This window comes from Methanobrevibacter sp. (assembly GCF_045577275.1).
In the GTDB taxonomy this organism is placed as follows: Archaea; Methanobacteriota; Methanobacteria; order Methanobacteriales; family Methanobacteriaceae; genus Methanobrevibacter.
In genome coordinates this window covers 1-4,451 of sequence record NZ_JAZNIB010000032.1, presented here as the reverse complement: position 1 = coordinate 4,451, position 4,451 = coordinate 1, and the positions used below count along the sequence as shown (strand labels likewise).

At 31.4% G+C, this 4,451-nt stretch carries 6 protein-coding genes; 5 read left to right on the top strand and 1 reads right to left on the bottom strand.

From position 1 onward, the window contains the following. The 4 genes from ACKI67_RS01150 to ACKI67_RS01135 all read left to right on the top strand — a co-directional run. Window positions 1-519, top strand: a 519-nt coding sequence (locus ACKI67_RS01150; protein ID WP_407461556.1) for a hypothetical protein, incomplete at its 5' end; no start/stop codon positions are given. A 25-nt stretch (window positions 520-544) separates the two neighbouring features. Next, window positions 545-1,108: a zinc ribbon domain-containing protein gene (locus ACKI67_RS01145; protein WP_407461555.1), complete on the top strand. Its 564-nt coding sequence runs from the start codon at window positions 545-547 to the stop codon at window positions 1,106-1,108. Window positions 1,109-1,173: 65 nt separating this feature from the next. Continuing rightward, on the top strand, window positions 1,174-1,857 hold the full coding sequence (locus ACKI67_RS01140; protein ID WP_407461554.1) for a TIGR00289 family protein: 684 nt from the start codon (window positions 1,174-1,176) through the stop codon (window positions 1,855-1,857). A gap of 96 nt (window positions 1,858-1,953) precedes the next feature. Then, window positions 1,954-2,556 (top strand): hypothetical protein, encoded by a 603-nt coding sequence (locus tag ACKI67_RS01135; RefSeq protein WP_407461553.1) that lies wholly within the window; start codon window positions 1,954-1,956, stop codon window positions 2,554-2,556. Window positions 2,557-2,571: 15 nt separating this feature from the next. Here the strand turns inward: ACKI67_RS01135 and ACKI67_RS01130 are convergent, their stop codons facing one another. Then, a complete protein-coding gene (locus ACKI67_RS01130; protein WP_407461552.1) occupies window positions 2,572-3,099 on the bottom strand; it encodes a hypothetical protein in 528 nt (175 codons plus the stop codon). A gap of 326 nt (window positions 3,100-3,425) precedes the next feature. On the opposite strand from ACKI67_RS01130, the gene ACKI67_RS01125 reads away from it, so the two are divergent. Next, window positions 3,426-4,295 carry a DUF1002 domain-containing protein gene (locus ACKI67_RS01125; RefSeq protein WP_407461551.1) on the top strand — a complete coding sequence of 290 codons (870 nt, stop codon included), beginning with the start codon at window positions 3,426-3,428 and terminating at the stop codon, window positions 4,293-4,295. Window positions 4,296-4,451 lie beyond the last annotated feature (156 nt).

Here is a 4,451-nt window from a genome sequence, read left to right as displayed (position 1 = left end):
TTGACTGGAGTCAATTCTGTCACTACAAATGGTTTTGAGCTAAAAACAGGGTTTATAAAGAATACTACGAAAATATATGTTGAAGATTACTTGAGAAGCGACCCTGAAATTGAGTCTTTCAAGGTAACAAATAATTCAGTTTCTGTAGATTTGAAAAATGATGCAAGCTCAACTACTACATTAGGTTCTCTAGTTAATTGGCTTTCCAATAAGGCAGGAGTAGGTTCTGAGTTTGCTTTCGTTCATATTCAAGTACATGTGGATGCGAATGAAGTGACTGAAGTAAGGGATTACTTAAAGGATAACGATTATAATATCATATCCATTGAAGGGCCTGTTCAAAGTACTATTCACTATTTATATGATCATTTGCTCCCTACTTATGCTATAATGATTATAACCGGTTTGATAGGTGTAGCTGTAGCAATTGCAGGAATCTTCGTTGAACCATTGACTAAATTCACTAGAAGATTTAAAAAGAATAGGGTTGAAAGAAGAGGAAGAAGACGAAGACCTTGATTAGTTTAATATAAAGGGGGATAATATGACTAAATTCTGTCCGGAATGTGGTGCTCAACAACGTGATGATAACGTTAAATTCTGTTCAAACTGTGGTTTTGACTTTTCAAAAATAGAAAATAAAGATGATAGTCAAGGAATTGGTCCAGAAACCATTAAGATTGACATAAGTGGTTCTGATGATTCCAATTTAATAAAGTCCTCATCTTCAAATGTTCAAAATGCTAAAACCAACGATTCCAATAAGTCTTCACCTAAAGTGTCTACTGCAAGAACTAGTGATTCTAAAAAGTCCTCATCTTCTGGTCAAATTAATAAAAAATCTAGTTCTAATGGTTTATTATCCTATTTATCCTTTAATAAATGTTTCTTTGCATTTGCAGCATTATTGATTTTACTAACAATTTTTGGAATGACACTTCAAGTTACAGAAACAGAACCTAGTTCTGACTATGGTTTAACTTCATTTATGGAGAGTTCTGGCGGTTATTCCATTGATAATTCATATTATTATGATGATTCAGATTCTAATTCCAATTATTTAAGTTATGGTATTCTCTCTGTTGAAAAGATGACTGATTTCGTTTAATTAGAGGTAATGACTACTTTTTTTATTTTTTTTATTTAATTTTTTATTAAATTTAGGTGTTAATAATGAATTCTGCAGTTTTATTTTCCGGTGGAAAAGATAGTGTTATGGCTTTGAATTATGCTATAAACAATGGGGATGATGTCAAATATCTTCTTTCCATCAAATCAGAAAATGAAGAGTCCTATATGTTTCATGTTCCCAATATCCATTTGACTGATTTGATCTCCCAATCGGTAGGGATTCCAATCATTGAAGTGAAGACATCTGGAGTAAAGGAAGAGGAACTGATGGACCTAAAAGAAGGTTTCAAACAACTTAAAGGTCTTGGCATTGATGCTATCTATACAGGAGCATTGTTTTCAACCTATCAAAAATCAAGAATAGAAAAGCTGGCAGATGAAATTGGCATTGAGGCAATCTCTCCATATTGGCATAGAGATCCAAAGGAATACATGGAATTGGTAATCGATTCCGGATTTAAGGTTATCATCAGTGGGGTTTTTGCAGAAGGTCTTGATGAGTCATGGTTAGGTCGACTAATCGATGAAGATGCATTGAGGGAATTGGAGAAAATAAGCGAAAAAACCTATCTTCATCTTGCTTTTGAAGGTGGAGAAGCTGAAACATTAGTTATCGATGGGCCTATCTTTAAAAAGAGGATTGAAATAATAGAAGCTGATATAGATTGGCATCGTGATAGTGGAACATATAATGTGATTGATGCAAAATTGGTGGATAAGAACTGATGTTTTATTATTTTTACTTATTATTTTTTACTTATCTCATTTAGAAAGTTTTATATTAAACGATTTCTAATTATCTTATAAATAAAGGGGATTATTATGAGAAATAAAGGTTTTAAAAGAGGCATAATAGCTATTTTTATTATTTTAACCATTCTATTATCAGCAATTATGGTGATTGATTCAGTTTCCGCTGGAGATAATCCGCCAAAGGGATATGAAACTTACTATATGAGAGGATATGGATTCAATGTTCCGACTTCATATAAATTGGTTGATGAAGGATGGGATGAGGTTAATCGCTTGAACTATATGAATTTCCAAAAGGGCAAGCATTATGTAAACATTAGTTTGGAAAGACATTCAAACAGCTTCAACAAGAATGTTATGGATGGATTCAGTTCATTTAAGTTAAATGATGAAAAATTGTATAAGACCTCAATATCTGGAATTACAGGATTCTACAATAAAAGAAATAAGGTCAAGACTTTTGTATTTGCATCTGAAGACGATATGATCTATTTGCATGTTAAAGGGCCAAAGGTTTCAAAAGTAGTTTCTTCCATTACTCAAAGGGATTACAAGCCATATCATAGCAACGAATATGATTTTGATGATGATGCATACTATGAAAGCGATGCATATGATGACTCTTTCGATGATTCATTCGACGATGCGTCCTATTACAATTATCGCTGGTAAAAGAGTTATTATTTATTAAACAACCATCTTCAACTTTTTCTTATCTTTTTCTCTTTTTTCAGAATCCATTTTGATTAAGTCAAATATTAATTTATCTTCAATCAATCTTTTCCACATTTTATATACCTTTTTTATGAAATCTTCATCCAAATCAAGTTTTTGGCTAATGATAGGGCATTGATAGGTCATATCATCCTCATCATAGATTAGATGCAGATTGTCACCCTTATCCAAATGAGGGCTAAGAGGAAAAGATCTGCATTGAATAGGTCTTAATCTCCTATTGCAATATGGTGGATTGGTGCATTTTATATAATATACTTCGCCATCCCATGAATCAGGATATCTGTATTCATCTGTAGTTTCATAATACATTTCAAACCAATCAGATTCATTTTCCAGCATCTCCTCTTCACCTGGAAGCATATACAAGACCATTTCAGAGTAAATGTCATCCTTGTTCTTGCTTTCCACTGTGCAGCAAATGGAATCACATAGCTCTCCACAGTTGAATTCACCTAAAGGAGATGCATTGTTGGTCATATTATAAATTTTGATATAATCTTTTTTTCTAATGGAAGACTTCATTTTATTCACAGTTTCTTTTCATTTTTGTTAATATTTATGTATCTATTTATTAAAAACTTATTGATTTTTTAAAAATGGATTAAATCTCATGTTTTTTCCAAATAAACTTTTTCAAGGATTTTTCCTGTAAAAAATATGCACCGTCAACTTAACGGAAATCCTTGTTTTTTTAACAAAAAACAATAAATTTGCTTATAAAAGTTTCGATTATGTAAAAAATACATTACATTTATATACTAGTTCGACAAAATAAAGTTTAGAAATATGTAAGAGGTGATAAAATGCATAGAAAAATTCTAGCTATATGTTTAGTAACTATATTTCTGGCTGTAGCTCTTGTTCCAACTGGTTTTGCTGCAAATGACAACCAAGTTGTAATAACCTATGGTGAAACTACATTTAATAGTCAGCAATACAAGTCAATTGTTGACAATTACTTTGCTGACAAAACAAATTATGATATTAACGATGTAGAATCAAAAGTGATTACTGCTGGTGATGTAAATGCAATTTCCAGTGGTTTCTCAGGAAAGACATATAATTCCAACCAAATATTTTCCTCTGCTTTGCTTGATTTAGATCAAAATGGGGAAATAACAGTAGAAGTGGATAATTCAATCAATACTATCACTCCTAAAATGTATATGTCTGCACTTAAATCTGCAGGTATTCAAGGAGGACATGTATACGTAACAAGCCCAGTTTCCGCTACTGGTGAATCCGCTCTTGCAGGTATTATGGATTGTTATGAAGAAGCTACCGATGTTGAAATTCCTGACAATGTAAAAGAAGCAGCTAGTCAAGAGATTTCCACTCAAGCTGAAATCATAAACAACTCTAATGTAAGCGCTGATGACTTATCCAATTTGGTGGATGATGTTAAGGAAAAGGTAAACGAAGAAAACATCACTGATCATGATACCATTGTAACCATAATCAATGATTACAGTACAAATTACAATATCAATATTTCTGATAGTGATATAGAAAATCTTGCAGAAACCATTGAGCAAGTTCAATTGGCTCAAGACGATGCAAATGCCTACAAAGAACAAATCAGTGATTTTGTAGACAGTACAGCTTCTGATTCAGGATTTTCTTTAGATAGTTTATTCAACGGTTTATTTGATATTTTCAATGTAAATGGTTAATTAACTTTAACTTTAAATTAAAATTTTAATAAATTTGATAATTACTGTAGTTTACAGCTACTTTAATTATCCTAAATTCTTTTTTTAGTTTCTATTTTTTCAATTTTTACATTTCTTCAATTTTTAGTATTTTTTCTATTTTTACATTTCTTCAAT

Coding starts and splice junctions, on each gene's coding strand:
- ACKI67_RS01135 (WP_407461553.1), top strand. CDS start 1,954: ATGAGAAATAAAGGTTTTAAAAGAGGCATAATAGCTATTTTTATTATT.
- ACKI67_RS01145 (WP_407461555.1), top strand. CDS start 545: ATGACTAAATTCTGTCCGGAATGTGGTGCTCAACAACGTGATGATAAC.
- ACKI67_RS01130 (WP_407461552.1), bottom strand. CDS start 3,099: ATGACCAACAATGCATCTCCTTTAGGTGAATTCAACTGTGGAGAGCTA.
- ACKI67_RS01125 (WP_407461551.1), top strand. CDS start 3,426: ATGCATAGAAAAATTCTAGCTATATGTTTAGTAACTATATTTCTGGCT.
- ACKI67_RS01140 (WP_407461554.1), top strand. CDS start 1,174: ATGAATTCTGCAGTTTTATTTTCCGGTGGAAAAGATAGTGTTATGGCT.